We start from the raw sequence: 25,740 nt of genomic DNA on the forward strand, positions 1-25,740 counted from the left end.
TTGACGTTGTCTGTGCTCGGTGTTCCTGGGTTTGGTGTGCCGGGGCGCGGCGTGCCCGGGTTCGGCGGAACCGCATGCCTCGTCCCCGGGCCGCCCGACTCGGCACCGCTCAGGCAAGCATCGCCCTGGCAAACGGGCGCAGTCGCCAAACGACGCGACCCGAGCCAGCTGGTGCGACCTGATTCAGGTCGCGCCGCCGACTCGGGCCGCGTCGTTCAGAGCCGTTCGGCAACTGCCGGGGTTCAGGCGTTGCCGTCGAACAGCGAGGTGACCGAGCCGTCCTCGAAGACCTGCTGGATGGCCTCCGCGAGCATCGGCGCGATGGACAGCACCGTCAGTCCCGGGAAGCGCTTCTCTTCGGGGATCGGCAGCGAGTTCGTCACGATGACCTCGCGCGCCTTGCACTGCGACAGCCGCTCGGTGGCCGGGTCGGAGAGGATGCCGTGCGTGGTCGCGATGACCACGTCCGCCGCTCCCTCTTCCAGCAGCGCTTCGGTGGCCTTCACGATCGTGCCGCCGGTGTCGATCATGTCGTCGATCAGCACGCAGAGCTTGCCCTCGACCTTGCCGACCACGCGGTTCGCCACCGCCTGGTTCGGCTTGTCCGGGTCGCGCGTCTTGTGGATGAACGCGATCGGCCGGTCGCCGAGCTGCTGCGCCCACTTCTCCGCCAGGCGCACGCGGCCCGAGTCCGGCGAGACGACGGTGATGTCCGCGTTGCCGTACGTCGACTTGATGTGGTCGGCGAGGACCGACTGCGCCATCAGGTGGTCGACCGGGCCGTCGAAGAAGCCCTGGATCTGCGCGGTGTGCAGGTCGACCGTCATGATCCGGTCCGCGCCCGCGGTCTTGAACAGGTCCGCGATGAGCCGCGCCGAGATCGGCTCGCGGCCCTTGTGCTTCTTGTCCTGGCGGGCGTACGGATAGAACGGCATGACCACGGTGATCCGCTTGGCGCTCGCGCGCTTCAGCGCGTCCACCATGATCAGCTGCTCCATCACGTACTCGTTGATGGGCGTGGTGTGCGCCTGGATCACAAACGCGTCGGTACCGCGCACCGACTCCTCGAACCGCACGAACAGCTCGCCGTTGGCGAACGTGTGCGCGGTCTGCGGGGTGATCGTCACGTTGAGGTGCTTGGCGACCTCTTCCGCGAGCTCGTGGTGCGCACGGCCGGAGAAGAGCATCAGATTCTTCTTCGGCGTACCTGACTTCGGACTCATGCTGGCGACTCCCCGTCGGTTCCTGCTGCTGACTCGGACACAACGGTGTCCTGCTGCTGGGCGGCGAGCGCGGCTTCCGCCGCCTCCGCCGCGGGCGTGCCCGGCCTGCGCCGGACCGCCCAGCCTTCGATGGTGCGCTGCGGACCGGCCGACAGCGCCAGAGAGCCAGGCGGGACGTCGTCGCGGATCACCGCACCGGCTCCACTGTAAGCGCCGTCCCCGATCCGCACCGGCGCGACCAGCGTGTTGTCCGCCCCAAGCCGGACATGCGACCCGACGACGGTCTGGTGTTTGGCCACCCCGTCGTAGTTCACGAACACACTGGAACAGCCGATGTTGCTGTGGTCGCCGACGATCGCGTCGCCTACATAAGTGAGATGCGGCACCTTCGTACCGGTGCCGATTTGCGCGTTCTTCGTCTCGACGAACGCACCCAGCTTGCCCTTCGCGCCGAGCTTCGTGCCCGGCCGCAGGAACGTGTACGGACCGACGTTGACGCCGTCGCCCAGCTCAGCGCCAGAACCGTGCACGCGGACGACCGAAGCGCCCGCGCCGATCTGAACGTCGGTGAGCGTGGTGTCCGGGCCCACAACGGAGCCCTCGCCGACCGAACAACGGCCCTTGAGCTGCGTGTTCGGCTCGATCAGCACGTCACGGGAGAGCGTGACGTCCGCCTCGATCCAGGTGGTGTTCGGGTCCGTGACCGTGACGCCTTCGCGCTGCCAGCGGCGCACGATGCGGCGGTTGTACTCGGCCCCGAGCACCGAAAGCTGCACGCGATCGTTGACGCCCTCGGTGACCCACGGGTCGTCGACCACCAGCGCGCCGACGCCCTTGCCGTCCTCGCGCGCGATGCCGAGGACGTCGGTGAGGTAAAGCTCACCCTGCGCGTTGTCGGTGGACAGCCGCGACAGGCCGTCGATCAGCACGGCCGCGTCGAAGGCGTAGACCCCGGAGTTGATTTCGGTGATCGCCCGCTGGTCCGGTGTCGCGTCCTTGTGCTCGACGATCGCGCTGACCGAGCCGTCGGCGCCGCGGACGATGCGGCCGTAGCCGGTCGGGTCCGCGACCTCGGCGGTGAGCACGGTGACCGCGTTGCCCGCCTTGGCGTGCTCGGCCCGCAGCGACTCCAGGGTTTCGGTGTCCAGCAGCGGAACGTCGCCGTAGCTGACGACCACGGTGCCGGTGAGTCCCTCCGGCAGTTCGGCCAGCGCACACGAAACGGCGTGCCCGGTGCCCTTCTGCTCTTCCTGCACGGCGGTGGCGACCTCGCGGCCGAGCGCCTCGCCTACCCGTTCGAGTTCGGCGCGCACGGCGTCGCGGCCGTGTCCGATCACGACGACCAGATGCTGCGGCGCGAGGCCGGCGGCGGCGCGCACTGCGTGTTCCACCAGCGGCCTTCCGGCGATCGGGTGCAACACCTTAGGAGTGGAGGAACGCATGCGGGTGCCCTCACCCGCAGCGAGGATCAGCGTGCTCAGCGGGCCGCTCACGAGTCTCCCAACGATTCACCGGTGCGTTGACGAGCACCAACGATCCTACGTGGGGTCTTCAGCGCTCCACGCGGGGTCGGTCGGAGCCGTTTCCCCAGGCCAGCCGCCCATGCCGTCGCCGGCCATCGAGTTGGCCGACGCCACCTGGTTGCCGCCGCCGCGCTTCGCTTCGTACATCGCCGCATCCGCGCGCGCGAGCACCTGCTCGGCCCGCTCCTGCGGACGCAGCGACACGAGACCAATGGACAAAGTCACACCGTGCGAGAGGTGATGCGGCAGTGTCGCGACGGATTTGGCCGCGCGGCCGAGCGCCATCTTCGCCGCCGACGCCGGTGCGCCGGGCAGCAGCACGATGAATTCGTCGCCGCCGTAGCGGGCCACGACGTCGTCGCCGCGCAAAGCGTCGCGCAGAGTGCTTGCGACAACACGCAAAACGTTGTCGCCCTCGGCGTGCGACTGCTTGTCGTTGACGCCCTTGAACCCGTCGAGGTCGACCAGCGCGACGGCGAGCGGCTGCGCGTCCGCCGACGACGCCAGCGAGCGCAGCCGTTCGTCGAGCGCGCGCCGGTTCGGCAGGCCGGTGAGCGGATCCTGCAGTGCCTGCTGGGTGATCGCGCCGTGCTCGGCGGACAGCCGTTCATGCTCGCGGCGCGCGTTCAGCGTGGCGATCTGCGATTCGCGCAGCGCCCACATTTCGGTTTCCAGCGCGGTCGCGTAGTCGATCAGCGACTGGCTCGCGGCGTCCGGGTCGAGCCGGGCGAGTTCGCGGGAGAGGGTGAGCCGCATCGACGGCTGCGAGACGTCCTCGGCCAGCATCTCGCGGGCCTCGCGCAGCACCTGCAGCGCGTCGGTGCGGCGGCCGGTCTGGTCGAGGCAGCGGGCCAGCGCGATCGCGACCAGCTCCTGCTCGTGCGGATAGTGGTGGCCGAGATGCATGCCCTGCAACCGTTCGACGTGCTCGGCGGCCGGGTCGTGCAGCGCGAGCGCCGCGGCCAGCACGCCGACCTGGTCGACCGCGGACACCCCGATCTTGCGCGGGAACAGCGATTCGGCGAACGGGCCCTCCGCGGCCACCGCCATCGACGCGGCGGTGCGGAACTTCTCCGCCGATTCGTCGTACTGCTCGATCCGCTCGAGCCGCAGGCCCCAGCCGAGCAGCATCTTGACCCGGTTCATCAGCTGCAGGGTGATCTCGTGCGGGCTCGCGCTTTCCCGGATCGCCTGGTGCGCGCGGCCGATCACCTCTTCGGCGGCCTCGTAGACGCCGAGCTGGTTGAGCACTATCCAGCAGTCGATGAGCGCCATCGACTGCATGCGGTTCCAGTTGCGGACGCCGACCTGGCGGTCCGGAATCGTGGAGTCGTCGAGGATCGCGAGCGCGCGGGCGATCTCGGTGAGCGCGGCGTCCTCTTGCGCGGCGAGCACGAGCCGGCGCCCGCGCAGCGCGTGCGCGTCCGCGCGAAGCAGGGAAAGACCGTGTCGCCGGGTGTGCGCGAGCATCTCGTCGAGCCGCGGTTCGGCCTCGGCGGCGAGGCCGCGCGTGACGAGCCGGGAGAAGGCGGAGGCGCGCAGCAGCTGGGCGACGAGCGTGGGTTCTCCCCGGCGCAGAGTCTCCTCGAGCAGCTCGTCCATGATCTTGACGATCTCGAGCTGGTTTTCGTGCTCCTGGCGCTGAACGGCCGCGATGAGTTCCCGCGCGCGCCCCACCAGCCACGCGTCCGACATCTCGACCAGGGTCGGGCGACGGGCGCCCGCGGGGTCGCTCGGTTCCTCGCTCAGCCGCCCCCACTCCCATCGCCCTCGCCGGATGTGCAGCTCCGCCGCCAGGATTCGAACCTGAACTGTCAGAACCAAAATCTGAAGTGCTGCCGATTACACTACGGCGGATCGGTCCTGGTCAGGATAGCGATGATCGAGGACGGGGGCGCCAGGAGGGGGAGGCCTGCGCCACAGGGCCGTCCCGGGCACCGGGCAATCGGACTTTTCGGGCCTCCACAGCGCCGGAAACCTCCTGTACCGTAACTTACGACACCGTAGGTAAGGGCACCCTTCGCAAGGGGTTGTGAGAGGAAAGAAGTGAGCGCATGACGGCCACCCTCGATCGTTCTCAGTCAGCGGGCGACCCGCCGAAGGGCCCCAAGCCGATCATCGACGGACAGCGCGGGATCGGCGTTCAGCTGTCGGTGTACTTCGGGGTGCTGCTGCCGATCGTGGCGCTGCTGGTCGCGGTTCCGTTCGCCTGGGGCTGGGGCCTGACCTGGCTGGACGTCGCGCTTTTCGTCGTGTTCTACGGGATCAGCGGGCTGGGCATCACCGTCGCCTACCACCGCTACTTCACCCACGGTTCGTTCAAGGCCAAGCCGTGGCTGCGCGTCGTGATGGCGATCGCGGGCAGCATCGCGTTGCAGGGACCGGTGATCACCTGGGTGGCCGACCACCGGCGCCACCACGCGTTCTCCGACCGCGACGGCGACCCGCACTCGCCGTGGGCGTACGGCACCTCGCCGCTGGCCATCGCCAAGGGTTTCTGGCACGCGCACATGGGCTGGCTGTTCGACCGCGACCAGAGCAACCAGGCGCGGTTCGCGCCGGATCTGGTGAAGGACCCGGCCATCCGCAAGGTCGACGACCTGTTCTGGCTGTGGTCGCTGGTGAGCCTTTTCGGACCGGCGCTGCTGGGCGGGCTGATCTCGTGGTCGCTGTGGGGCGCGGTGACCGCGTTCTTCTGGGCCGGCCTGGTCCGCGTCTGCGTGCTGCACCACGTGACCTGGTCGGTCAACTCGATCTGCCACATGATCGGCGAGCGCCCGTTCGCCGCCCGCGACCGTTCGGCGAACTTCTGGCCGCTGGCGATCTTCTCCTTCGGCGAGTCGTGGCACAACCTGCACCACGCGGACCCGACCTCGGCCCGGCACGGCGTGAAGCGAGGCCAGATCGACATGTCGGCGCGGCTGATCTGGATCTTCGAGAAGTTCGGCTGGGTCCACGATGTCCGGTGGCCGACCCCGCAGCGGCTGGCTCGGATCGCGGCCGAGGCCAAGTAGGTTTTCCTTTGCCGGGTTGAGCTTCCCGGCGCACGCTCGTGGATGAACCCCGTCACTCGGCGGGGTTTGTTCATGTTTAAACCCGAGGCGACGAGCGGCTCGCCGCGGCCCGACCGCTACCCTGCTGCGAATGGCGGGGAGACGACGGGCGAAGCGAGAAGCAGCGGTCACCGGCGCGCGGCCGGCCGCACCGGTCGCCCGGGTGCGCATGACGGGCAGCGAGCGCAGGCAGCAGCTGCTCAACGTGGCACGCGCTCTGTTTGCCGAGAAGGGTTTCGACGGCACGTCGGTCGAGGAGATCGCCGCGCGGGCGAACGTGTCCAAACCGGTCGTCTACGAGCACTTCGGTGGCAAGGAAGGCATTTACGCCGTCGTTGTCGACCGGGAGACGCAGCTGCTGCTCGACCGGATGGTCTCGACCCTCCACGGCGGACATCCGCGGGTGATGCTGGAGCAGGCCGCCGTCGCGTTGCTGAGCTACGTCGAGGATTCCCACGACGGCTTCCGCATTCTCGTGCGCGATTCCCCGGTCGCCAGTTCCACCGGCACGTTTTCGACTGTCCTCAATGACATCGCCAGCCAGGTCGAGCACATCCTCGCGCAGCAGTTCGCCGCGCGCGGGTATGAGGAGAAGCTGTCCGCGCTCTACGCGCAGGCGCTCGTCGGCATGGTCGCGCTCACTGGGCAGTGGTGGCTGGACGCGCGCAAACCGAAGCGCGACGAGGTCGCCGCGCATCTGGTGAATCTCGCCTGGAATGGCTTGTCGCACTTGGAGAACAAGCCTCGGCTGCTCGGCTGAGTTTCAGCCGCCGGACGGCGCGTTGCTCAGATCCACTACGCAGAACAGATTGTCGTCCGGGTCGGCGAGGACCACGAAGTCCGGCTCGGGCGGGTAATGCTTCCAGTCGACCCGTTGTGCGCCCAGTCCGATAAGCCGTTCCACCTCGGCGCGTTGCTCGTCCGCGGTGTCGGTGTAGAGGTCCAGGTGCAGCCGTGGCTTCGGCTCGGCGGGCGACTCGCTGCGCATCAGGCCCAGCGCGTGCGCGCCGCCGGGGTGGGCCAGCGTCCGCCACGTCTCGCTCGCCCATTCCGGGTCCTCGACGAGCCCGAGCGCTTCAGACCAGAACCGCATAGCGCGTTCGACGTCGGCGACTCCGAGGACTGTTGTCCCGAGCCGCAGCATCAGGCGAGTTTTCCTTGTGCGTGCAGGTCGTCGAGGATCAGCTGGACCGTCGCCGACACCCGGTCGCGGTCGGCGTGGGCGAGCCAGCCGAACGACTCGATCTCGCTGCTCGGCTTCAGTTCGCCGGTGTAGTCCGCGGTGTAGCAAGTCATCCGCACCACGACACCGTCCGCTTTGCCGTGCGCCTGCGCTTCCCAGGCTCCGGCCAGCTGCGCGGACGCTGGATCCAGCGTGACGCTCAGTTCCTCGGCGATCTCCCGAACCAGCGTCTCGACGTCCGACTCGCCCTCTTCGCGTTTCCCGCCGGGCAGGTACCAGGTGTCCTTGCCCGCGGAACGCGCGGCGAGCAGCTTGCCGTCGACTACGTGCAGCCAGGCGACTTTGTCGATGGTGGGCATGTCCGTCACTCTACCTCCGCGCCCGCCGGTCGAGGTCCGAGAGCAGGATGCGCAGGAGATCGGCCAGCTGATCGCGTTCGGCCGGGGACAGTGCGGAGACCAGGGTTTCCTCGTGCTCCAGCAGATCTCCGACGGTTCGCTCGATCAGCTCGTGGCCGTCCTCGGTCAGCTCGACGTAGACCCCGCGACGGTCCGAAGTGGACTTCACCCGGCGGACGTGGCCGTCGCGTTCGGCGCGGGCGGTCTGCTGGGAGATCGCGCCCGGGCTGACCCGGCAGCGTTTCGCGAGTTCGCCCGCGCTGAGCCGGTACGGCGGCCCGGCGCGGCGCAGCGTGCTGAGCAGGGTTCGGGTAGAGGCGTCCATCCCGAGCTCCAGCATCGTCGCGCGCCGGTCGTCTTCCAGCAGTTTCGCGATGTGCCAGATCCGCGTGATCACGCCGATGGACGACACCGGCGTGCCCGGCCGCTCTCGCAGCCACGCCTGCTGAATCTCGTCCACCTCGTCGCTTGACGGGTTTTCCCCGCCGCCGGTACCGTCGTCCACAAGAGGTACTTTAGCAATAAAGGACGTAGGGATGAATCGGGACGTAGTAGTGACCGGGGGCAGCACCGGAATCGGATACGCGACTGCCGCGGCGTTTGCCCGGGACGGCGATCGGGTCACGATCACCGGACGGCGCGAGGACGTGCTCACCGAGGCGGCGACGCTGCTCGGCGCGCGTGCGGTGAGCTTCGACGCGAGCGATCCCGAGGCGGTCGAGGCGGCGTGCGAACAGTTGCCGGAACGGGTCGACGTGCTCGTGAACAACGCTGGTGGCAACACGGATTTCCTGCGTTCCGACGGTCCGGGGCTGAAGGCGCTCGACGCTGCCTGGACGGCCAACATCCGGGCGAATCTGTTCTCCGCCGCGTTCGTGACGTCGGCGCTGGGGGAGCGACTGGCTGACCGCGGCCGCGTCGTCACCATCGGTTCGATCGCCGGGCACACCGGTGCTGAGTCGTATGGCTGGGCGAAAGCCGCGGTGGAAGTGTGGAATACCGAAACCGCTCGTCAATTCGGTCCGCGGGGGATCACCGCGAATATCGTCGCGCCGGGGTTGATCGTGGACACGGAATTCTTCCGCGGCAAGCTCTCCGCCGAACGTCAGGAGCGGCTGGTCGAGAGCACGATGACGAAACGCGCGGGCAAACCGGAGGACGTCGCCGAGGTGGTGCGTTTCCTGGCTTCCCCGGAGGCCGGACACGTCACCGGCCAGGTCGTGCACGTGAACGGCGGCGCGTACGTCGGCTGACCGCAAGGCCCGGAACTTTAGCTGCGTCCCCTCACGGACGTTCACCGCTGTTCCCGGAACTTGGCCTCAGTTGGGGGTCACGCGCAGCACTTTATCGTTGCTGCCGTTGGAAGTCGTCACGTACAGCGAGCCGTCCGGCCCGCTTCGGGCTGCTCGCAACCGGCCGAATTTGTCGTTGAATTCCGCGGGCAGCGTCACTCCGGTGACCTTCGCGGCGGCGTCCAGGTGCAGCAGCAAAAGCTTCTGTCCCTTCAACGCCACCACGGCCAGAGCGCCTTCGTTCGCGCCCCACTGCTTGCCGGTGAGGAACGCGTCGCCGCTGGTCGCTTCGGTGATCTGGCCGGTGGTCCACAGTGGACGAACCGCGGCCGGGAACCGGGTGGTGTCGGTCATCGGCACGCTCTCGTCGTAGCTGGCGTCAGTGCCGCCCTTCGACGGGTCCCAGCCGTAATTCCCGCCTGGTCGCAGGAGATTCACCTCGTCGTCGAACGCCGGTCCGTGTTCGGAGGTGACCACCTGCCCGGTGCCCGGCCGGATCGCGACACCCTGCACGTTCCGGTGGCCGTAGGTGTAGATCCGGCGTTCGTTCGGGTCCGCGGACGACAGGAAAGGGTTGCCGGGCAACGGTTCCCCGGTCTTGGCGTCGATCCGCAGCACCTTGCCGCCGAGGCTGCGCCGGTCTTGGGCCACCGTGGACCGCGCGGTGTCGCCGGTGCCGACGAGCAGCGCGCCGTCGGGAGCGAGCGTCGGGCGGCAGCCGGAATGCCGTCCGCTCGGGTTCACCGGCAGACCGGTCAGCAGGTCGCGCACCTTGGCCGCGCTCGCGCCGTCGTCGGCGAGCCGCCAGGTGACGAGCCGGACGTCCACCGCGCGGCCGTTTTCCTGGTGGGTCTGGCAGGTGGTGAACTCGCGCGACGCCGCGAAGTCCGCCGCCAGGACCAGGCCCATCAGGCCGCCTTCGCCCCGCACGAGGACGTCGGAGAAATCGGCGCGCACGTCGGTCTTCCGGCCGTCGCGGATCAGCGCGAGCTTGCCGGGGCGCTGCGGCACGAGCAGCGATCCGTCGGGAAGGAAGGCGACGTCCCAGCCGTGTTCGAGGCCGTCCGCGACCTCCTGGACGGCGAACTTCCCGGGCTCGGCCGGAGCCGGGACGCTCGCCGGCGCGGCCGAGCAGGCGGCGAGCAGCAGCACGGGAGCGAGCAACGCGACGAGACGCATGGGTCCAGCATGCCCCGATTCAGCCGCCCGGACGTACCAATCCGGATTCATACGCGAACACGACCGCGTGCACCCGATCCCGCAGCCCGAGCTTGTTCAGCAACCGTCCGACGTGCGTCTTCACTGTCGTCTCGCCGATGAACAGCGTCCCGGCGATCTCGGTGTTCGACAATCCGCGGGCGATCAGGCCGAGCACGTCCTTCTCGCGTTCGGTCAGCGTCTCGAGTTTCTGCTCGTCCAGCGGCGTCCGGTGCGCGCTGAGATAGCGGTCGAGCAGGCGTTTCGTCACCGACGGCGACACCATCGCGTCGCCGCGCAGCACGCCGCGGATCGCCACCAGCATCTCGTCCGAAGGCGCGTCCTTGACCAGGAAGCCGCTGGCCCCGGCGCGAAGCGCGGAGTAGGCGTACTCGTCGAGGTCGAACGTCGTGATCACCAGCACCGAGGTGTCCGGCAGTTCGGCGCAGATCTGCGCGGTCGCCGCGACGCCGTCGAGGACTGGCATCCGGACGTCCATCAGCACGAGGTCCGGCCGTCGCGCACGGGCGAGTTCGACGGCTTCCGCACCGTCGCCCGCCTCGGCAACCACCTCCAGGTCGGGCTGGCTGTCGACGATCATCCGCAGCCCGACTCGCACCAGCTCCTGGTCGTCGCAGATCAGCACGGACGTCATGCGGCGTCCGTCCGCAGCGTGGCCGAGACGCGGTAGCCGCCGTCCGGCAGCGGGCCGGTTTCGAGCTTGCCGTGGTACATCGCGACGCGCTGGGCCATGCCGGTGAGCCCGCGCCCGGACCCGGGCAGTCCCGCCGTGACTGGCTGGCGTCCACCGGAGTTGGTGACTTCGACGTGGATTTCCGGACCGGCGAACGTGACCCGGACCCGGCCGGTCGCGTCGGACGGCGCGTGTTTGAGCATGTTGGTCAGGGCCTCCTGGACGATGCGGTACGCCTGAAGCGCGACACCGGCGGGCAGGTCGGCGATGTCGCCGTTGACTTCGAGGGTGACGTCGCGGCCGGACTGCTCGACAAGCGTGCGCAACTGATCGAGCGTCGGCTGCGGAGCGCGCGCGGGTTCGCCGGCGTGCATCACTTCCAACAGTCGCCGAAGCTCGGCGAGCGCGGAACGGCCGGTTTTGCTGATGGTGTCGAGCGTACGGTCGACAGCGTCCGGATCGTGATGGCGCGCGAGCTTCGCTCCTTCAGCGTTCAGGACGATCACGCTCATGCTGTGCGCGAGTACGTCGTGAAGCTCGCGCGCGATTCGTGTGCGCTCTTCGGCGACTGAAGCGCGACTGCGGGCCTGTTCCTCGGACGCCGCCAGTTCCGTTCTCAGTCGTTCTTCTTCGGCGAGTTGTTCCTTCGTGCGGAAGAACGCGCCGAGCGCCCAGGCCGCCAAATACAGCGGCACTGCGCCGACGATGGTGAGCGTCGGGTTCAGGGTGTTGACGCCCCAAGTGAATCCCCAGAAAGTGTCCAGCCCGGCGACAGCTACCGCGAAGCCGATGAACCATCTGTCACCGGCTTTGACGAGCGTGTACAGCATGACTGCCATCGCGAGGTCGCCACGGCCACGGTCATACGCCCATACCTCGTTCGTATAGACGACAGCTACCCCGATGAGGATCAGGAGCGCGACTGTGCGCGGATAACGGCGGCGCAGCAGCAGAGGCAGCAAAAACAGCATCGAAGCCATGCGGATCTGCCACGTGTCCTGGTCCGCGATGTTGGGCCCGAAGGCGATAAAGACGGCGTACAGCGGCAAGTCCAGCAGCCAGCGCTGCTTGCGCCCCCACATGACCAGTCTCCGCACGAAACGAACGTAACGCGAGACCGTCGTCGCGCGCGTCGTTCCGGAGGATGGCCGGGGTCCTCCGAGCGAACGACTTTTCCCGCCGGCCGAGCCGATCCGCGACGACCGGGGCGCTTCCTACCGTCGAAAACATGTCGATTACCAGGGAGTTCTTCCGGCACCCGATGCGAACCGGCGCGATCGCCGCCAGCTCGGCACAGCTGGCCGGAGTGATGACGGCAGGGCTGGGCATCGAGAGCGCGCACAGCGTCGTGGAGCTGGGGCCAGGAACGGGTGTCTTCACCGAAGTGCTGCTTCGCATGCTTCAGCGCGACGCGCACTTCACCGCAGTGGAAATCAACACGCACCTCGTACAGGAGCTACGCGAACGTTTCCCGTCGCTGCATATTGCGGAGGGCTCCGCAGAACACGTCGCTGCGTACGTGACGATGCCGGTCGACGTAGTTGTCTCCGGTCTGCCGTGGACAGCTATGCATGCCGCGCCCCAAGCCGCGGTACTGAACTCCGTCTGCGAGGCGCTTTCCCCACAAGGCCGCTTCACCACCTTCGCGTACGCGCACACCTCGTGGACACCGCCAGCGCGTCGCTTCGCACGGTTGCTGCGAAGCCGCTTCGCGGTTGTCGAACGCACCAGCGTGGTTTGGCGGAACCTGCCACCGGCGTACGTGTACCGCGCGGCCTTGCCGGTGCGGTCGGGACTGGACCGGTATGGACAGCCTGCTTCAGCCGCTTCTTGACGCTCCCGCGCCGCTCGTCTACCTGATCTGTGCGCTGGTGATCATGGCCGAGACAGCGCTGTTGCCCGGCATCGTGCTGCCGACGCTGTCCACCTTGCTGCTTATGGGTTTCCTTGTGCAGCGCGGGACTTTACAGCTGTGGCCAGCGCTCACGGTCTGCGTCGCGTCGGCGCTCGCGGGGGACCAGCTCGCGTACTGGGAGGGACGACTGTGGGGCCCGAAGCTGCGTCGGTCGCACGTGGGGCAGCGGATCGGTGCTGCGAAGTGGGACAAGGCCGAAGCGACCGTCGCGCGTTATGGCGTGCCAGCCGTCGTCCTAGGGCGGTGCCTCGCTGGCGTACGCACTCTCGTGCCGCGCGTCGCGGGTTCTGCTGGGCTGTCGTACCGACGCTTCTTCGTCGGGAGCTTGTGCGCGGCGGTGCTGTGGGCGGGTGTGGAGTTGACGTTGGGTCAGGTCACCGGCTGGGTCGCGCCTTGAGCAGCTCGGCGGTCGAGGCGTCGGCGGGCAGGAAAGTTTCGAGGCTCAGCTCCGCGACGGTCACGTCGACCGCAGTAGCGAACTGCGTGATCGCGGTGAGCAGCCGAAGCTCGCCCGCCGAACTGGACAACTGCAATGGCACAGCGAACCCGAGGTGGTCACCCGACGGCTCGCCAGGCGACGGGAGATAACCGGTGAGCTCGTCCAACAACGCCTGATGCCGTGGATCAGGCCCGTGCGCCAGACCACGACGCGGCCGTTCGAGCACGTGCTGCGCCCAATCAGCGAAATTCTGGATCCGCGGAGCCATCCCACGAGGGTGCAACGCCAGCCGCAGCACGTTGATGGGCGGTTCGAGCAGTTCCGCCGCGACGCCCTCGGTAAGCAGATCGAAGCCGTCATTAGCCGCGACCAGATCGCCGTAGCGATTCACGACCAGCGCCGGGTACGGCTCGTGTCCGGCGAGCAGCGTGCGCAGCGACTCGAGCACCGGCGTCAGTGCGGGGTCGTCCAGCCGCGTTTCGGGGTAGACCGGCGCGTATCCGGCGGTCAGCAGCAGGGCGTTGCGCTCGCGCAGCGGCAGGCCGAGCGCCTCGGCGACCCGCACCACCATCCCGCGGCCGGGCAGCGAACGGCCGCGTTCCATGAAGCTGACGTGGCGTTGCGTCGTCCCGGCTTTCAGCGCGAGATCGAGCTGGCTGAGCCGGCGGCGGGAACGGGCGTCGCGCAGGGCGTCGGCGAACGTGGTGGGCACCTGCGCGATTCTGGCCGAGGTTTCGGACGTCGGGCCATTCCCCGCAGGGAATTGCCGGGACGCCGTGCCTCGCTGGATCGTCGACGACGTGGAATTCGGACTACTTCTTCCCGCCGGACAGGCGCAGCTCGAAGCAGGCGGCACCCCGCGTGCCCTCGTCGCGGTGGCCCGTGAAGCCGAACGGCTCGGGTTCGCGTCGATCTGGGCCGGTGACTCGCTTTCCCGGCCGCGAATCGAACCGCTCACCCTGCTCACCGCGGTGGCGCAGGCGACTGAACGCGTCACCGTCGGAACCGCCGTGTTGCTGCCCGCGCACCGCAATCCGGTGCAGACCGCGATGACGCTCGCCTCTGTCGACCTGATCTCCGAAGGACGCCTGGCAGTCGGCGTCGGCGCGGGTTTCCCCGGCTTCAGCGAGCGAGAGTTCGAGCTGGCCGGGGTCGATTTCCGGACGAGGTTCTCGCATCTGGACGACGTGGTCACGCTCTGGCGCGAACTGTGGACCGGGCAGCCGAGCTCGTTCCACGGCAAGGTGCTGAACTACGACTGGCTGCCGCCGGCGATCCGCCCCGCGCGCCCCGGCGGCCCGCCGATCTGGCTGGGCGGCGCGACGCCAGCCGCGCTTCGCCGTACCGCGCTGCGTTACGACGGCTGGCTCCCGTACCCGCCGGATCCCGCTGATTACGCGTCCGGCCTCGCGACGATCCGCGCCGCCACCGATCGCCCGGTCACCCCGTCGCTGTTCCTGACCGCCTACGTGGACCCCGACCCGCGCCGCGGCCAGCGCGTCCTGGAGGACTACGCGCAGGCGACGTATCAACGGTCGTTGGCGCAGATCAGCACCATCCAGGCGACCGTGACCGGCCCGATCGAGGAAGTCGCGGCGACCGTGCGCCGATACGCCGAGGCCGGAGCGGAGCACGTGCTGCTGCGCGTCGGCTCCCTGGAACCCGGCGCGGTCGAGCGGCAGCTGCCCCTGTTGGCGGAGGTGATCGCCGGGGAGCGGAAACCTGTCGGTGCCGCGACGTAGGCTGGGATGGTGACCGACGCTGTACTGTCCGGACTCCTCCAAGCCATCCTTCCCGACCCGGCGCTGCGCGGCGTTGTCGAGCGCGCCGGCGCCCCGCTGCTCGAACTGCAAGGCGCTGTCGCCGTACGGCAGCTCGTGGCCGCCGCGCTGGCCGAAGACCCCGAGCGCGGCGGCGCGGGCCGTCCGGTGCTGGCCGTCACCGCCACCGGGCGCGAAGCCGACGAGCTGACCGCGTCGCTCAGTGCGCTGCTCGGGCCCGGCCGCGTGGCCGACTTCCCGTCCTGGGAGACGCTGCCGCACGAGCGCCTTTCGCCGCGCGCGGACACCGTCGGGCGGCGGCTGGAAGTGCTGCACCGGCTGCACACCGGCGACGAGGAACTGCGGGTCGTGGTCGCGACCGTGCGCAGCCTCATCCAGCCGATGGCCCCCGGGCTCGGGTCGCTCGCGCCGATCGACCTGGTCGTCGGCGAGGAGCAGAGCTTCGAGGACCTGCTCGAACGGCTTGTCGAGCTGGCGTACACGCGCGTGGACATGGTCGAGAAGCGCGGCGAGTTCGCGGTCCGCGGCGGCATCCTCGACCTGTTCGGGCCCACCGCGCAGCATCCGGTCCGCGTCGAGTTCTGGGGCGACGAGGTCAGCGAGATCCGCGCGTTCGCGGTGTCCGACCAGCGTTCGCTGCCCGGCGAGATCCAGCGGGTCACCGCGCCGCCGTGCCGCGAGCTGCTGCTCACGCCGGACGTCAAGGCGCGCGCGGCCGAGCTGGCCACCACGTACGAGGCCGACGCGCACCTGGCCGAAATGCTCACCAAGCTGTCCGGCGGCATCCCGGTCGAGGGCATGGAAGCGCTCATCCCGGTGCTCTGCGAGGGCGAGCTCGCCCTGCTCACCGACTCCATGCCCCGCGGCGGCCACGTGCTGCTGGCCGATCCGGAGAAGATCCGCGCCCGCGCGGCCGACCTCGTCCGCACCGGGCAGGAGTTCCTCGAAGCCTCCTGGACCACGGCCGCAGCGGGCGGGCAGGCCCCGATCGACCTCGGCGCGTCGGCGTACCGCGAGCTGTCCGAGATCGCCGCGCACGCGCAGGACACCAAGCGCCCGTGGTGGACGCTCACCCAGCTGACCAGCGAAGACCCGGACGTCTACCGCGTCGGCATCGAGCCCGCGCCCGCCTACCGGGGCGAGCTGGAACGCGCGATGACCGACCTGCGCGCGCACCTCGCGTCCGGCGGCACCGGCGTGCTCGTCGTCGCCGGACAGGGCACCGCCAGCCGCGCGGTCGAGCAGCTGATGGCGGCCGAGGTCCCGGCGAAGCACGCCGAGGTGCTCGCCGACCTGCCGCCCGCCGGGGTCGTCACGGTCACCTGCGGTGGGCTCGCGGAGGGCTTCGTCTCGCCGGAGCGCGCGCTCGTGGTGCTGTCCGAGGCGGACCTGACCGGCCGCGGCGCCACCGCTGGATCGTCCACAAAGGACTTGAACACGAAGATGCCGTCGCGGCGTCGCGGCGCGGTCGACCCGCTGGCGCTCAAAGCGGGCGACTACGTGGTGCACGACCAGCACGGCATCGGCCGGTTCGTGGAAATGGTGCAGCGCACGGTCGCCGGTGCCACTCGCGAGTACCTGCTGCTGGAGTACGCCTCGTCCAAGCGCGGCCAGCCCGGCGACCGGCTGTTCGTGCCCACCGACCAGCTCGACGAGGTGTCCCGCTACGTCGGCGGCGAACTGCCCACGCTCAACAAGCTCGGCGGCTCGGACTGGAAGAACACCAAGGCACGCGCCAAAAAAGCGGTCAAGGAGATCGCCGCCGAACTGGTGCAGCTCTACGCCGCCCGCCAGGCCGCGCCCGGGCACGCGTTCGGCCAGGACACGCCGTGGCAGTCCGAGCTGGAAGACGCGTTCCCGTTCACCGAGACCAACGACCAGCTCGCGGCCATCGACGAGGTCAAGGCGGACATGGAGCGCGGCGTCCCGATGGACCGCGTGATCTGCGGCGACGTCGGCTACGGCAAGACCGAGATCGCGGTGCGCGCGGCGTTCAAGGCGGTGCAGGACGGCAAACAGGTGGCCGTGCTCGTGCCGACCACGCTGCTCGCGCAGCAGCACCTGAACACGTTCACCGAGCGCATGCGGTCGTTCCCGGTCACCATCAAGGGCCTTTCGCGGTTCACGCACAAGGCCGAATCGGACCGGATTCTCGAACAGCTCGCCGACGGCGAGGTCGACATCGTCATCGGCACGCACCGGCTGCTGCAGACCGGCGTCCGCTACAAGGATCTCGGCCTCGTGATCGTCGACGAGGAACAGCGGTTCGGCGTGGAGCACAAGGAACACATCAAGTCGTTGCGCACGCACGTCGACGTGCTCACCATGTCGGCGACGCCGATCCCGCGCACGCTCGAGATGTCGATGGCGGGCATCCGCGAGATGTCGACCATCCTCACCCCGCCGGAAGACCGGCACCCGATCCTGACTTACGTCGGCGCGTACGACGACAAGCAGGTCGGCGCCGCGGTCCGGCGCGAGCTGCTGCGCGACGGCCAGGTGTTCTACGTGCACAACCGGGTGTCGTCGATCGAAAAGGCGGCGAAACGGATCCGCGAGATGGTGCCGGAGGCGCGCGTCGTCACCGCGCACGGGCAGATGAACGAGGACAAGCTCGAAAAGATCATCCAGGGCTTCTGGGAGAACGAGTACGACGTCCTCGTCTGCACCACCATCGTCGAGACCGGCCTGGACATCTCCAACGCCAACACGCTGATCGTGGAACGCGGCGACATGCTCGGCCTCGCCCAGCTGCACCAGCTGCGCGGCCGCGTCGGACGTGGCCGCGAGCGCGGGTACGCGTACTTCCTCTACCCGCCGGAAGCGCCGCTCACCGAGACCGCGCACGACCGGCTCGCCACCATCGCGCAGAACACCGAACTCGGCGCGGGCATGGCGGTCGCGATGAAGGACCTGGAAATCCGCGGTGCGGGCAACATCCTCGGCGCGGAACAGTCCGGGCACATCGCGGGCGTCGGATTCGACCTGTACGTCCGGCTGGTCGGCGAAGCGGTCGAAGCGTTCCGTCGGCACGCGGGCGCGGAGCCGGCGGAGGACGAGGAACTGGCCGAAGTCCGCGTCGACCTGCCGGTGGACGCGCACATCCCGCACGACTACGTCCCCGGCGAACGGCTGCGGCTGGAGGCATACCGCAAGATCGCGTCGGCCCCGGACACCGCGGCGCTGGACGCGGTTCGCGAGGAACTGGTCGACCGCTACGGCCAGCCGCCCGCCCCGGTCACGCGGCTCCTCGCGGTCGCCGCGTTCCGGCACACCTGCCGGGCCGCGGGCGTCACCGAGGTCGCGGTACAGGGCAACACGATCCGGTTCGCGCCGCTGCCGTTGATGGACTCGCAGCTGGTGCGGCTGAAACGCTTGTACCCCAAGGCGTTGTACAAGGCGGTCACCAGCACCGTGTCGGTGCCGAAGCCGACCGAAGGCCCAGCAGGCGGCCGCATGGGCGCGCCGGTGCTGCGGGACCAGGAACTGCTCGACTGGTGCACGAAGCTGTTGGCCCAGCTGACGAAAACCCCGGCGGCGGTGTGAGCGCTGGGGCATAGCCACGCACCACCGCCGGACATCGGCCACGGCCGGGGCATAACTGACCGGATCGGCTGTGCCACGCCATTGCGGTACGAAATCGGATGCTCGCGGAGATCTCGATGGCGAGGTGCTGCCGCGCCCCTCGGTCACGATGGCGAAGTACTGCCGCGCCCGCTCGGTCGTGACGCGCTTTTCGTGGCCGACCGGGAGACGGTTCAGTTCGCCGGGCAAACCTCGAACCCCGGCGGCTGCGCCGTAGCCAGCCGCAACGACACCTCCTCCTCCGGTGTCGGCAACGCACCGCAGCCGGACATCGGCAACGGCCGGGGACGCCGCGGCACGCGAGCCCCCGAACCGCCGCCGCGACCCGGGTACACGAGCAGCCCGCGTTCCGGATCCGGCACCGCGTCGAGAGCGGCGGTCACCGCGGGCAGGCTCCGGAAGCGGTCCCGTTTCTCTTCCGAGGAAAACTCGATCTCCAGCGTCACGCCCCAGTGGTGGACGTGCCACGTCCACTGCTCGGCGCCGTTGGTCAGCGCGGCCTCGGTCAGCCGGTCGCCGTGAGCGCGTTGCCACGCGCTCGCCGCGAAGGCCCCGTCGAGGACTTCGATCGACAACCAAGAGTCCATATGTCGACAATAGCCCGCTGAATGCCTCGATGGTGTTGCGTTTCGAGGGCATGTGAGAGGGTAGGGCCTGTGATGCGGATCATGGGGCGCCGCCGTGCGCTGGGCGCCGTTCTCGCCGGAGCTTTCCTTCTCGCCGGATGCGGTACCGGCCCCAGTCAGGTGGGCACCGCCGCGGTCGTCGACGGTCAGGTCACCACCATCGACCAGGTTCAGGCCCTGCTCGACCGCGCCGTGCAGGAGCAGCCGTACGCCCGGCAGCTCGCCACGCGGCACCAGCTCGACCTGGTCGGGCGCGAGATCGTCCGGCAGAAGCTGCTGCACGAGGTCGTCGTCAAGGCCGCGCAGAAGGAAGGCATTTCGGTCGACGAGGCCACCGTCACCGAAGCCATGCAACAAGATCCGCTCGCGTCGCCGGTGCCCGAGGCCGTCACGCAGGACCAGTCCGCGGCCGTGACCCAGCTCGTCTGGCGGCTGCGCGATCACCGCGAGGCCGTCACCGATCAGTATCTGCAGCAGCGGATCGCGCTGAAGTACCTGCCGACGCTCGCGGTGAACTTCGACTACACCAGCATCGGCGCGCCGACCTCGGAGAGCCAGGCCCCGTCGATCGACCCGAAGGTTGCGCGCGGCCAGGCCATCGCCAAGGCCGAGGAGTACGCGGCCAACCCGGGTGCGATCCAGTCCGACATCCGCGGCGGCGCGCAGGGCAACGTCGGCCAGCAGGCCCCCGCGCTGTCCTCGCCGCAGGACGCCGCGACCGTGCTGTTCGGCGTCCCCGCGAACACCGCGATCGCGTTCCAGCCGAACCCGGCGAGCGCGCCGACCTGGTGGGTCACCGCCGTGGTGCGGAAGCGGTCGACCGACGCGAAGGTCGCCACCGACCAGGTCCAGCAGCCGACCGCGGCCCAGCTGGGCGCGATCGGCGTGCGGATGCTTCAGCCGTATGTCGGCAACGTGGACTTCAAAATCAACCCGCGCTACGGCGTGTGGGACGCAGTCGGCATGAACCTCGCCCCGAGCGCGGCCGAGGTCACCGGCGTGGCCGTGCCGCTGCGCGGCGGCGGTGCCCCGGCGCAGCAGTGACCGGCACCGTAGTCCTGGTCCACGGCGCGACCCTGCCCGCGGCCGCATTGCCCCTGCTTCGCACTAATGCGGTGTACGCCGCGACCGACGTCGATGCTGCGCAGTTCGGCGTTCCGCCAGTGGGCCAATCTTTCGCGGACATCGTCCTGCTCGCCGCTTCCCGCACAGAACCGACCGCTGCCGCGATGCTCGCCGCCGGCGCGCAACTGATCGAAACCCCCGTGCCCCCGCTCGTGGAAGCGGTCGAGGTCATGGACCGCCTGCGCTCCCCGGGCGGCTGTCCCTGGGACGCCCGGCAGACGCACGAATCCCTGCGGCAGTACCTGGTCGAGGAAACGTACGAACTGCTGGAAGCCATCGAGGACAACGACCGCGCCGCCTTGCGCGAGGAGTTGGGCGACGTCCTCCTGCAAGTCCTGTTCCACGCCCGCGTCGCAGCGGAACACGGCCGAGCCCCCTTCACCATCGACGACGTCGCGGGCGACCTGGTGGACAAGCTGGTAGGCCGCCACCCCAACGTCTTCGCCGACGCGGCCCGCATTGCTACGGCCGAGCACCAGGAGCTGAAGTGGGAAGAGCTGAAGCAGGCCGAGAAGCAGCGTAAGTCCATTGTGGATGGTGTTGCGCTGGGTCAGCCCGCCGTCGCTTTGGCCGGAAAACTAGGCCAGCGCAGCGGCCGGGCCGGGATTCCGCTGGACCTGTTCCCGCAGGACTCCTCGGCCCCCGCCCAGCTGTTCCGGACCGCGGCGACCGCCCGCCGCGGCGGGTTGGATCCGGAGGGCGAGCTTCGCGCGGTCGCGAAGCAGTTCGCCCGCGACATCCGCGCGGCGGAGATTGCGGCTCGGAAGGCCGGGGTTGAACCGGCGACGCTGGAGGCTGAGGGCTGGCGGAAGTTCTGGCCGTCGGCTTGAGCCGGTTTCGCTGCTTGGGTTTCTGTCGCGTGCCCGGTTGACGGCTGGGTGAAGTTCGAGCGTGCCGCATGTCTTCTCGGTCGATGTCGAGTCCGCGCTCGTCGCCCGTATTCCGCGTGTCACTGCGCTTTGCGCTAGTCGTTTCGAGGAGCGCCATGCACTCGCGTTCGTCGTCGTTCCTGGCGCTGACGGACACTTTCGCTTCGCCCGACAGTCGCGTCGAACCAGCGGTTTCCTGCTCATCACCCGTGCCGGTGCTTAGCTTCGCGACTCGCTCACGCTTTCGTCCGCTGACTCTCACTGCCCTGCGGACGTTGACCGCTCTCCGTACCGCGTCTCAGCCGCGCCGCCTTGCATGACGTGCAGCCACTTCATCCGATTGACGCGCTGCCCCATTCATCCATGCCCTGCCGTCTCCCCATCGCGATTGCCCCCGGCGGTCAGCACTCGTGCGTTCGCGCTGCTCGGCGCTCTCCCTTCGCGCAAAGCCCGTGCCTCTGCTTTGTCTCCGTCCTCGCGCCCCTCGGATTGGCCGCTTCGCCCATCGACTCTCGCTGCCCGTTTCTTTGTCCCGTGCCTCGGCCACGCGGCTTTGCCTGACCCCGCCGACCTCACTCGATGGACGGAGCCCCACCCATCTGCCCTCGCACCCCCTGTCGTCCGGGCACGATTGCCCTCGATGCCCGAACCGCCTCGACTCCGCAATTGTGATCCACATCACTCATTCATGAGAACCAGAAGCGCGGAGGTGGCGTCTTGCCTGGTGTGAGACACAAGCCACCCAGGGAGCCGGACGAGGAGCACCTCCTCCGGCGCACCGCCCGCGGTGACCGTGCGGCGTTCGAAGAGCTCTACCGCCGCACGTCGCCGTGGCTCGCGATTCGCCTGCGGCACCGCTGTTCCGACGACCAGATCGTCTTGGAGGTGATGCAGGAGACCTACCTCGCCGTGTGGCGCGCTGCGGGTTCGTTCGCGGGCGTCGTCGCCGGCGGCTCCGCTGTGGGCTGGGTGTGGACCATCGCGGTGCGGCGGCTCATCGACGCCTATCGGCGGCGCGCGCACCACGCGCATCCGCCTCCCGCGGCGCAGGAGGCGCTGTCCGCACCGGCTGCCGAGGAGGAGGCGCTCGCCGGCACGGTCGGCGATTCGGTGGGCGACGCTTTGCGCAGCCTCGCGCCGGAGCTGCGCGACGTCCTGCAAGCCATGGTGCTCGACGGATTGTCGGTCCGGGAGACCGCGATCCTGCTGGACCTGCCGGAGGGCACGGTCAAAACCCGGGTCCGCCGTGCCCGGATCGCGATGCGGGAGGCGTTGTCGTGAAACCAGGAGTGGCCGGAGGAGGTCAAGCCATGAACCACGTATCCGACCGGATGCTCGCCGATTACGTCGCCGGTCGCGCACTGCCGGGGGACGAGGCATGGGCGATCGAAGGGCACCTGGAAAAGTGCGCGCACTGCCGGGCGCGGCTCGCCGGCGGGTCCACCGCCGAGGTAGCTGGTCTGCTCGACACCGTCTGGGCCGGGCTGGAGCCGGACCTCGCGCACGCGCCGCAGCCGATGCCGCGCCGGGCCGCGAGATTGCTGCATTGCTGGGCGACCCCGGTGATGGTCCCGTGGCTGGTGATGGTCCTCGTGGTCGGCGCGCTGTCGGTCTACCTCGACCGGTCACTGCACGACGGGCTGTCGTTCGTGCAGTTGCTTTCCCCGGTACTGCCGGTCTTCGGGGTGGCGGCGGCGTGGTCGCGCGGGCTGGATCCGTCGTACGAACTCACCGCGGCCACCCCGCGAGCCGGGCTGGAGCTGATCCTGCGGCGGACCACCGCGGTCGTGATGCCGGTGCTCGCGGTGCTGCTCCTCGCCGGCTGGCTCGTCGGCGCGCGCATGGGGCTCGGGCTGCTGCCGAGTCTCGCGTTCACCACGGGGACCCTCGCGCTCGGCACGTTCATCGGCGTCGCCTGGGCGGCGTCGATCCTGATCGGACTGTGGCTCGGCGCGCTGGTGGTGCCGAGCGTCGCGTTCGGGGGCTCGGTGCTGCTGGAGACCGCCGCCTGGCCGGGCTGGCTGGCGGCCGCTGTCGTCGCGGCGGTGTTCGTAGTGCTTCGCCGAAACACCTTCACGCAGCTTGCTGCGCATCACTGACGGAAACGAGAGGGGACACCGATGCGGGCTGTGGAAGCCGCCGAGGTCGCTCCGGCGACCTACGCCTGGGAAATCCAAGCCCAGGCGCTCAAAGTACGGGTCGGCCGCAAGAAGATGGCGGTCGACGGCCTCGACCTGGCGCTCGGCACGGGGGTGCACGGGCTGCTCGGGCCGAACGGCGCGGGCAAGACCACGTTGATCCGCACGCTGGCCACGGTGCTGCGGCCGACGGAAGGCGAGCTGTCGCTGCTCGGAGAGCCGATCGGGGGGCACTTCGAACAGCGCGGTCTGCGCCGGCGGATCGGATACCTGCCGCAGACTTTCGGCTACTACAAGCGGTTCACCGTCCGCGAGTTCGTCGAATACATGGCGTGGCTCAAGGAAATGTCCAAGCGCGAGGTGCCGGGCGCGGTGCAGCGCGCGATCGAGCGGGTCGGTCTCGCCGAACGCGCCGAGGACAAGATGAAGACCCTGTCCGGCGGCATGGTCCGCCGGGTCGGCATCGCGCAGGCGATCGTGAACGACCCGGTGCTCCTGCTGCTCGACGAACCCACTGCCGGGCTCGATCCGGCGCAGCGACTGCGTTTCCGGGAGCTGCTGCAGGAAATCGGCCGGGACGCGTGCGTCGTCGTGTCCACCCACCTGGTCGAAGACGTCGCCGCGGCGTGCTCGGACGTCGTCCTGTTCGCCGACGGGAAGCTGGTTTTCCAAGGCACGCCAGCGGATCTGGCCGCGGCGGGCAGTGCGGCGGACGTCGGCGACAGCCCGATCGAGCGCGGTTATTCGGCGCTGCTCGGCCACGCGCAGGGGAAGGGGGCCTGGTGATGAGCGTGTTCCGGACCGAACTCCGGCGCACCGTCGCACCGTGGGTGCTCGTCGCGGTCTTGGCGGTGGGTCTGGGGTTCCTGCTGTTCTCCCGAGGACCGTGGAGCCACGGTTCCGCGGCCTGGAACGCCACGTGGCTGACCTCGGTCCGATGGTCCCGCTACCTGCTGGTGCTGGTGTGGCCGATCATCGTCGGGGCCGCGGCGATCCAGGGGATGCGGGACGCCAGGGCAGGCGTCGGCGAACTGTTCCGTTCCACGCCAAGGCCCGCCGGGCAGCGAGGCACGACGCTCGCCTTGGCCGTCGGGCTCGCCGCGGTGGTCGGGTACCTGGTGCTGGTCGCCGCCGGGGTCGGGCAGGTCGTGGCCGACGGCGGGATGTTCACCGCGGCGTGGATGATGCAACTGCTGCTCGGAGTGCTGTCTGTGGTCGCCGGTGCGGCGCTGGGACTCGGCCTCGGGCGGCTGCTGCCTTATCCGATCACCGCTCCGGCGCTCACGGTCCTCGCCTTGGTCGGCGGGCTGGTGCTGCAGATGTCGGGCGAGACCGAACGGGGGGCGAATCCGGCCGTGCTGCTCGGGATTGGGCAGGTGGAGCCGCGCGGTCCGTTCGACGTGTCAGTGCCAGCGGTGCAATTCGGACAGCTGTGCTGGCTGCTCGGGCTCTCCGCGGCCGGATTCCTGTTGCTGCTCGCCAGTTCGGCGCGGGTCAAGGCGCTCGCGCTGCTCCCGGTGGCGGCCGGGCTGGCAGTGGCCTTGCCGCTGTTCCCGGCCGCTCCGGAGAACAACTACACCGTCGACAAGACGGCCGCCGCCCTCGCGTGCGACGGTCCGGTGTGCGTCACGCGGCTGCACGAGGATTGGCTGTCCACTGTGGCCGGCCCTGGCAAAGAAGCCTTGCGGCTGCTGGAGAAACTGCCGCAACGTCCGAACCGGGTCGAGGAATCGACGGTGTCGTTCCGCAACAACAAAGTGAGTCCTCGAGACCCGGCCCGGCTGTTGATGCAGCAGGACGACTATGCGATGTATGGCAAAAGCGGCCCCAGCCTCACCACGACGCTGCTGAGCGGCGCCGGGACGCCGCCCTGCCACGCGGCGTCCTACGGAGGCGAGCAGAACGACCGGGAGGACGCCGCGCGCTGGGTAATGGCGCGATGGCTGATCGGTTCGTACGCGCCGCCGCATTCGTACGCACAGCCTCCGCTGCAGACCCGGACGGACCCGGCGTGGTCCGCGCTGAAGGCGGTGCCGGAGGCGGAGCAGACCGCTCGGGTCGCTGCGGCGCGGCACCTTGAGCTGACCTGCACCGGGGACCCGCTGAGGGTTCTCACGGAAGGTGCGCGCTGATGCGGTGGACGGCGCTGTACGCGCGTTCGCGCCACCTCACAGTGGCGTTGGCGGCGGTGCTGCTCTGTGCCGCCGTTCTCCCGCTGCTGCTGGGCGACAGTTGGTCGACGGTCTTCGCGACAGTCACCCTTGGCGCTGCCGTTGCGGTGGCGGGTGTGGGCCTCAGCGGGCAAGACCTCGACCTGGACCGCACGGCCTCCTTCCGCTGGCCGCCACGGCGACTGACGCACCTCCTGGTGATCGGTGTGGTGGCGGGCGGAGTAATGCTTGCCGCACAAGGTCTTGCCGATCTCCCGATAGACTCGAGCTGGATCCTTCGCGATGTGGCCGGGCTCCTCGGCCTGACCGGGTTGGCGGCCACGCTGTTCGGCGGTCAGTTCGGCTGGACGCTGCCGATGGGCTGGGCGATGACGGCGGCGCTCGTCCCGAAAGCCGTTGGCCAGGCCTACGACGTCGTGGCCTGGCCGATGGCGACGGCGGACTCCGCCCAGGCGTGGTGGGTGGCCGGGCTGCTGTTCGTGGCGGGCACGGCGGCGTACACGATGGCGGGTGCTCGTCGTTGAGAGC

The 25,740-nt window shown here is 69.4% G+C and carries 25 protein-coding genes and 1 tRNA gene; 14 read left to right on the forward strand and 12 right to left on the reverse strand.

Annotated elements, in window-relative coordinates:
• Positions 1 to 242: 242 nt before the first annotated feature.
• The 4 genes from ABZX37_RS25895 to ABZX37_RS25910 form a co-directional block, all read right to left on the reverse strand.
• Positions 243 to 1,223 carry a ribose-phosphate diphosphokinase gene (locus ABZX37_RS25895; RefSeq protein ID WP_116200125.1) on the reverse strand — a complete coding sequence of 327 codons (981 nt, stop codon included), beginning with the start codon at positions 1,221 to 1,223 and terminating at the stop codon, positions 243 to 245.
• Complete coding sequence (glmU, locus tag ABZX37_RS25900; RefSeq protein ID WP_354743661.1) at positions 1,220 to 2,716, reverse strand: bifunctional UDP-N-acetylglucosamine diphosphorylase/glucosamine-1-phosphate N-acetyltransferase GlmU; 1,497 nt, start codon at positions 2,714 to 2,716, stop codon at positions 1,220 to 1,222. Before glmU ends, ABZX37_RS25895 begins: the two co-directional genes overlap by 4 nt.
• A gap of 45 nt (positions 2,717 to 2,761) precedes the next feature.
• The gene (locus tag ABZX37_RS25905; RefSeq protein WP_354743663.1) at positions 2,762 to 4,441 is read right to left on the reverse strand and encodes a GGDEF domain-containing protein; all 1,680 of its coding nucleotides are present in this window, start codon (positions 4,439 to 4,441) and stop codon (positions 2,762 to 2,764) included.
• Positions 4,442 to 4,531: 90 nt separating this feature from the next.
• Positions 4,532 to 4,603: transfer RNA gene (locus ABZX37_RS25910), tRNA-Gln, on the reverse strand.
• Positions 4,604 to 4,800: 197 nt separating this feature from the next.
• Here ABZX37_RS25910 and ABZX37_RS25915 point away from each other — a divergent pair.
• Both ABZX37_RS25915 and ABZX37_RS25920 read left to right on the forward strand, forming a co-directional pair.
• Positions 4,801 to 5,760: an acyl-CoA desaturase gene (locus ABZX37_RS25915; RefSeq protein WP_354743665.1), complete on the forward strand. Its 960-nt coding sequence runs from the start codon at positions 4,801 to 4,803 to the stop codon at positions 5,758 to 5,760.
• Positions 5,761 to 5,968: 208 nt separating this feature from the next.
• Entirely contained in the window at positions 5,969 to 6,559 is a 591-nt protein-coding gene (locus ABZX37_RS25920) for a TetR/AcrR family transcriptional regulator (RefSeq protein WP_033288150.1), read from the forward strand.
• Positions 6,560 to 6,562: 3 nt separating this feature from the next.
• Here the strand turns inward: ABZX37_RS25920 and ABZX37_RS25925 are convergent, their stop codons facing one another.
• Genes ABZX37_RS25925 through ABZX37_RS25935 form a run of 3 tightly spaced genes read right to left on the reverse strand, consistent with a single transcriptional unit; the run spans position 6,563 to position 7,885 of the window.
• On the reverse strand, positions 6,563 to 6,943 hold the full coding sequence (locus ABZX37_RS25925; protein ID WP_354743667.1) for a VOC family protein: 381 nt from the start codon (positions 6,941 to 6,943) through the stop codon (positions 6,563 to 6,565).
• Positions 6,943 to 7,341 (reverse strand): NUDIX domain-containing protein, encoded by a 399-nt coding sequence (locus tag ABZX37_RS25930; protein ID WP_354743669.1) that lies wholly within the window; start codon positions 7,339 to 7,341, stop codon positions 6,943 to 6,945. The genes ABZX37_RS25925 and ABZX37_RS25930 overlap by 1 nt, the downstream gene beginning before the upstream one ends.
• 10 nt (positions 7,342 to 7,351) lie before the next feature.
• Entirely contained in the window at positions 7,352 to 7,885 is a 534-nt protein-coding gene (locus tag ABZX37_RS25935) for a MarR family transcriptional regulator (RefSeq protein ID WP_354743671.1), read from the reverse strand.
• A gap of 31 nt (positions 7,886 to 7,916) precedes the next feature.
• On the opposite strand from ABZX37_RS25935, the gene ABZX37_RS25940 reads away from it, so the two are divergent.
• The gene (locus ABZX37_RS25940) at positions 7,917 to 8,633 is read left to right on the forward strand and encodes an SDR family oxidoreductase (RefSeq protein WP_354743673.1); all 717 of its coding nucleotides are present in this window, start codon (positions 7,917 to 7,919) and stop codon (positions 8,631 to 8,633) included.
• 66 nt (positions 8,634 to 8,699) lie between these two features.
• Here the strand turns inward: ABZX37_RS25940 and ABZX37_RS25945 are convergent, their stop codons facing one another.
• From ABZX37_RS25945 to ABZX37_RS25955, 3 genes are read right to left on the reverse strand one after another with little or no spacing between them, the layout of a single operon-like run.
• Positions 8,700 to 9,851, reverse strand: coding sequence for a PQQ-dependent sugar dehydrogenase (locus ABZX37_RS25945; protein ID WP_354743675.1), 1,152 nt, complete (start codon positions 9,849 to 9,851; stop codon positions 8,700 to 8,702).
• Between the two features lie 19 nt (positions 9,852 to 9,870).
• The gene (locus ABZX37_RS25950; protein ID WP_037820214.1) at positions 9,871 to 10,524 is read right to left on the reverse strand and encodes a response regulator transcription factor; all 654 of its coding nucleotides are present in this window, start codon (positions 10,522 to 10,524) and stop codon (positions 9,871 to 9,873) included.
• Positions 10,521 to 11,645, reverse strand: coding sequence for a histidine kinase (locus ABZX37_RS25955; RefSeq protein WP_354743810.1), 1,125 nt, complete (start codon positions 11,643 to 11,645; stop codon positions 10,521 to 10,523). The genes ABZX37_RS25950 and ABZX37_RS25955 overlap by 4 nt, the downstream gene beginning before the upstream one ends.
• Positions 11,646 to 11,791: 146 nt before the next feature.
• Here ABZX37_RS25955 and ABZX37_RS25960 point away from each other — a divergent pair, with 146 nt between their 5' ends.
• Positions 11,792 to 12,397, forward strand: coding sequence for a methyltransferase domain-containing protein (locus tag ABZX37_RS25960; protein ID WP_354743677.1), 606 nt, complete (start codon positions 11,792 to 11,794; stop codon positions 12,395 to 12,397).
• Positions 12,369 to 12,875 carry a DedA family protein gene (locus tag ABZX37_RS25965; RefSeq protein WP_354743679.1) on the forward strand — a complete coding sequence of 169 codons (507 nt, stop codon included), beginning with the start codon at positions 12,369 to 12,371 and terminating at the stop codon, positions 12,873 to 12,875. The genes ABZX37_RS25960 and ABZX37_RS25965 overlap by 29 nt, the downstream gene beginning before the upstream one ends.
• Here ABZX37_RS25965 and ABZX37_RS25970 read toward each other — a convergent pair.
• Positions 12,853 to 13,629, reverse strand: coding sequence for a helix-turn-helix transcriptional regulator (locus ABZX37_RS25970; RefSeq protein WP_354743681.1), 777 nt, complete (start codon positions 13,627 to 13,629; stop codon positions 12,853 to 12,855). The two genes, ABZX37_RS25965 and ABZX37_RS25970, sit on opposite strands and share 23 nt — an antisense overlap.
• An 88-nt stretch (positions 13,630 to 13,717) precedes the next feature.
• Here ABZX37_RS25970 and ABZX37_RS25975 point away from each other — a divergent pair, with 88 nt between their 5' ends.
• Both ABZX37_RS25975 and mfd read left to right on the forward strand, forming a co-directional pair.
• Positions 13,718 to 14,659, forward strand: a complete 942-nt coding sequence (locus ABZX37_RS25975) for an LLM class flavin-dependent oxidoreductase (protein WP_354743812.1) — start codon at positions 13,718 to 13,720, stop codon at positions 14,657 to 14,659.
• 6 nt (positions 14,660 to 14,665) lie between these two features.
• The gene (mfd, locus tag ABZX37_RS25980; protein ID WP_354743683.1) at positions 14,666 to 18,244 is read left to right on the forward strand and encodes a transcription-repair coupling factor; all 3,579 of its coding nucleotides are present in this window, start codon (positions 14,666 to 14,668) and stop codon (positions 18,242 to 18,244) included.
• 212 nt (positions 18,245 to 18,456) lie between these two features.
• On the opposite strand, the gene ABZX37_RS25985 is transcribed toward mfd, so the two are convergent.
• Positions 18,457 to 18,870, reverse strand: coding sequence for a hypothetical protein (locus ABZX37_RS25985; protein ID WP_354743685.1), 414 nt, complete (start codon positions 18,868 to 18,870; stop codon positions 18,457 to 18,459).
• Positions 18,871 to 18,951: 81 nt separating this feature from the next.
• Here ABZX37_RS25985 and ABZX37_RS25990 point away from each other — a divergent pair, with 81 nt between their 5' ends.
• The 7 genes from ABZX37_RS25990 to ABZX37_RS26020 all read left to right on the forward strand — a co-directional run bounded on the left by ABZX37_RS25990 (position 18,952) and on the right by ABZX37_RS26020 (position 25,736).
• Positions 18,952 to 19,953 (forward strand): hypothetical protein, encoded by a 1,002-nt coding sequence (locus ABZX37_RS25990; RefSeq protein WP_354743687.1) that lies wholly within the window; start codon positions 18,952 to 18,954, stop codon positions 19,951 to 19,953.
• Positions 19,950 to 20,864 carry a MazG family protein gene (locus ABZX37_RS25995; protein ID WP_354743689.1) on the forward strand — a complete coding sequence of 305 codons (915 nt, stop codon included), beginning with the start codon at positions 19,950 to 19,952 and terminating at the stop codon, positions 20,862 to 20,864. Before ABZX37_RS25990 ends, ABZX37_RS25995 begins: the two co-directional genes overlap by 4 nt.
• A gap of 765 nt (positions 20,865 to 21,629) precedes the next feature.
• On the forward strand, positions 21,630 to 22,184 hold the full coding sequence (locus ABZX37_RS26000) for an RNA polymerase sigma factor (protein ID WP_354743814.1): 555 nt from the start codon (positions 21,630 to 21,632) through the stop codon (positions 22,182 to 22,184).
• Positions 22,185 to 22,213: 29 nt separating this feature from the next.
• Positions 22,214 to 23,002: a zf-HC2 domain-containing protein gene (locus tag ABZX37_RS26005; RefSeq protein ID WP_354743691.1), complete on the forward strand. Its 789-nt coding sequence runs from the start codon at positions 22,214 to 22,216 to the stop codon at positions 23,000 to 23,002.
• A gap of 21 nt (positions 23,003 to 23,023) precedes the next feature.
• The gene (locus ABZX37_RS26010; RefSeq protein WP_354743693.1) at positions 23,024 to 23,827 is read left to right on the forward strand and encodes an ABC transporter ATP-binding protein; all 804 of its coding nucleotides are present in this window, start codon (positions 23,024 to 23,026) and stop codon (positions 23,825 to 23,827) included.
• Positions 23,827 to 25,173 carry a hypothetical protein gene (locus ABZX37_RS26015; protein ID WP_354743695.1) on the forward strand — a complete coding sequence of 449 codons (1,347 nt, stop codon included), beginning with the start codon at positions 23,827 to 23,829 and terminating at the stop codon, positions 25,171 to 25,173. Before ABZX37_RS26010 ends, ABZX37_RS26015 begins: the two co-directional genes overlap by 1 nt.
• On the forward strand, positions 25,173 to 25,736 hold the full coding sequence (locus ABZX37_RS26020) for a hypothetical protein (RefSeq protein ID WP_354743697.1): 564 nt from the start codon (positions 25,173 to 25,175) through the stop codon (positions 25,734 to 25,736). The genes ABZX37_RS26015 and ABZX37_RS26020 overlap by 1 nt, the downstream gene beginning before the upstream one ends.
• Positions 25,737 to 25,740 lie beyond the last annotated feature (4 nt).

Source organism: Amycolatopsis sp. NPDC004079 (genome assembly GCF_040610415.1).
Classification (GTDB): domain Bacteria; phylum Actinomycetota; class Actinomycetes; order Mycobacteriales; family Pseudonocardiaceae; genus Amycolatopsis; species Amycolatopsis halotolerans.